This window comes from Bartonella sp. AP58NXGY (genome assembly GCF_042195785.1).
In the GTDB taxonomy this organism is placed as follows: Bacteria; Pseudomonadota; Alphaproteobacteria; order Rhizobiales; family Rhizobiaceae; genus Bartonella.
In genome coordinates, this window is record NZ_JBHIOY010000111.1 from 1 (window position 1) to 1043 (window position 1043).

1 protein-coding gene is annotated in these 1043 nt (G+C 47.8%); it reads left to right on the plus strand.

Translation table 11 applies throughout. The annotated features are described in order from the left end of the window. A partial coding sequence (locus tag ACFINC_RS09820) for a VENN motif pre-toxin domain-containing protein (RefSeq protein ID WP_375617092.1) occupies positions 1 to 1043 on the plus strand: 1043 nt, incomplete at both ends.

A 1043-nucleotide genomic window follows, 5' to 3' on the forward strand; every position in this document is an offset into this window, starting at 1 on the left:
AAATTGTTGCTCATGCCGGTCTTGGCTGTATTGTCGGCGCGACAGCGAGTGGTGATTGTACCGCTGGCGCCGTGGGAGGGGCTGTAGGTGAAGCCGCCGCAATGCTCCAGTTTAAATTGTGGATGCAAAACATTATCAAGGAGGAAATGGGGGCATTAGATGGCCGCACCCCAACGACGGAAGCACAAGCCCGCATCACTGCCAAGATTGATGCACAATTTGCAGACTTTAGAGAGCAGACCATTGATATCGCGCGCATCGCGGGGGGCTTTGCTGCTGCTCTTGCTGGTGGTGATGTCAATACCGGCGCCGATGCCGCAGGTAATGCCGCAGAGAATAACTACCTCAGCAGTGCTCAACGTGCCCAAATGGATAAAGAATTAAAGGAGTGTCCTGACCTTTTATGTCAAGCAGAAGTGTCTGCGAAATGGTCTGCGATTAGTACAGGGCAAGATATAAGCTTTGGGGCAGGTATGGTAGCTGGTGTCCCGGCTGAAATATACGATACGGTTGATGGTTTTTTGCAAATAGCCAAACATCCCGACGAGACTTTAAAAGCGCTCAAAGATTTTGTCACCAGTGGTGAGATTTTGTCGACGATTGGGAAAACCTTGGGGCAATCCTATGTAGACCGTATTAATAAAATGGAGGAGGAATATGAGCGAGCCGGTGCTGGTGGATCCTTTAAAGCGGGTGTTGAACTTGGAAAATTATTGACTGATATAGCATCCCTAATAACGGGAGTTGCTGGAGCAGCCAAGGGAGGTGTAAAGCTTGTTGGCAAGCTTACCGAAAAGACTTTGGCTAAATTCGCCGCTAAGACTGAAGCAGCAGCTGCAAAAGCAGAAAAGGAAATTGCCCAATCCGCTGGAAAAATTGGCACAGAAAACAGTGCCAAGGGTGAAATGTCTCAAAAGCCTTCAACAAGCAATAGCAATCGTGAAACACTCGAAAAAAATAAGGAGCATCATGACGGCAAACGTACAGAAGAAATGCAAAAATTACAGGAAGCAGGATGCACAACATGTACGCAAGAAGCATCA